This is a genomic window from Delftia sp. ZNC0008 (genome assembly GCF_000799035.1).
Classification (GTDB): domain Bacteria; phylum Pseudomonadota; class Gammaproteobacteria; order Burkholderiales; family Burkholderiaceae_C; genus Comamonas; species Comamonas tsuruhatensis.
This window is the reverse complement of sequence record NZ_JTKZ01000143.1, coordinates 1-1425: the sequence shown is the minus strand read 5'-3', so window position 1 is coordinate 1425 and position 1425 is coordinate 1. Positions and strand designations below refer to the sequence as shown.

Sequence of the window (1425 nt, the reverse complement as noted above, 5' to 3'; positions counted from 1 at the left end):
CGATGTGCCCGACGGCCAGGGCGGCGGCGCCATGGGCATGCGCCCGCTGGACCGCTACCCCGAACTGTTCACCAAGGCCGTGGGCCAGACGCCGCAGGGCGGCATCGTCGGCCCCTTCCGTTCGGGCGCGGGCTTTCACGTGCTCAAGGTGCTGGAGAAGTCGCAGGCCGGCATGCCTTCCGTGGTCACGCAAAACCATGCGCGCCACATCCTGCTGCGCATCGGCGACCAGATGACCGAGGCCGATGCCGCCAAGCGCCTGGCCGACTACAAGCGCCGCGTGGACAGCGGCCAGGCCAGCTTCGAATCGCTGGCCCGCGAGTTCTCGCAGGACGGCAGCGCGCGCAACGGCGGCGATCTGGGCTGGGCCTCGCCCGGCCAGTTCGTGCCCGAGTTCGAGCAGGTGCTCAATGCGCTGCAGCCCGGGCAGGTCAGCGACCCGCTGGTCTCGCGCTTCGGTGTGCACCTGATCCAGCTCATCGAGCGCCGCCAGGCCGCGCTGACGCCGCGCGAGCAGCGCGAAATGGTGCGCAACGTGGTGCGCGAGCGCAAGCTCGAAACCGACTACCAGACCTGGCTGCAGGAGCTGCGTGGCCGCGCCTACGTCGAGTACCGCGAGCCCCCGCAATAAGACACCCCCCAAGCAGCCATGGCTGCGGCAGTCCACAATGGAAGGCGGTGCCATGGCGCACCGCCTTGCTTTTTCTATGAAACACATTCCTCGCAAACGCTTCGGCCAGAACTTCCTGACCGATGGCGGCATCATCGACGGCATCGTGCGTGCCATCGATCCTCGGCCGGGCCAGTCCATGGTCGAGATCGGTCCGGGCCTGATGGCCCTGACCCAGCCCCTGGTCGAGCGCCTGGGCCGGCTCACCGTGATCGAACTGGACCGCGACCTGGCCGTGCGCCTGCGCCTGCACGAGCAGCTCGACGTGGTCGAGTCCGACGTGCTCAAGGTGGACTTTCGCGCCATCGCCGCGCGCCTGGGCGTGCCCAAGCTGCGCATTGCGGGCAACCTGCCCTACAACATCTCCAGCCCCATCCTCTTTCACCTGCTCGAGCAGGTGGACGTGGTCGAGGACCAGCACTTCATGCTGCAAAAGGAGGTCATCGACCGCATGGTGGCCTCTCCGGCCACGGCGGCCTATGGGCGGCTGACGGTCATGCTGCAGTGGCGCTATGCGATGGAGAGCGTGCTGTACGTGCCGCCCGAGAGCTTCAATCCGCCGCCCAAGGTGGACAGCGCCGTCGTGCGCATGGTCCCGCGCGAGGCGCCGGCGGCCCTGGACGCGAAGCTGCTGGAGGAGATGGTGCAGGTGGCCTTCAGCCAGCGGCGCAAGATCCTGCGCAACACGCTGGGGCGCTGGCTGGAAGCCAAGGGCTTTGACGGGGAGTTCGACCTGCAGCGCCGCGCCGAGGAAG

2 protein-coding genes are annotated in these 1425 nt (G+C 68.3%); both read left to right on the top strand.

Going from position 1 to position 1425, the window contains the following annotated elements:
* The coding region (locus tag L995_RS04850) for a peptidylprolyl isomerase (protein WP_047469698.1) at positions 1–631 on the top strand (631 nt) is incomplete at its 5' end.
* Positions 632–707: 76 nt separating this feature from the next.
* A partial coding sequence (gene rsmA, locus L995_RS04845; RefSeq protein WP_047469695.1) for a 16S rRNA (adenine(1518)-N(6)/adenine(1519)-N(6))-dimethyltransferase RsmA occupies positions 708–1425 on the top strand: 718 nt, incomplete at its 3' end.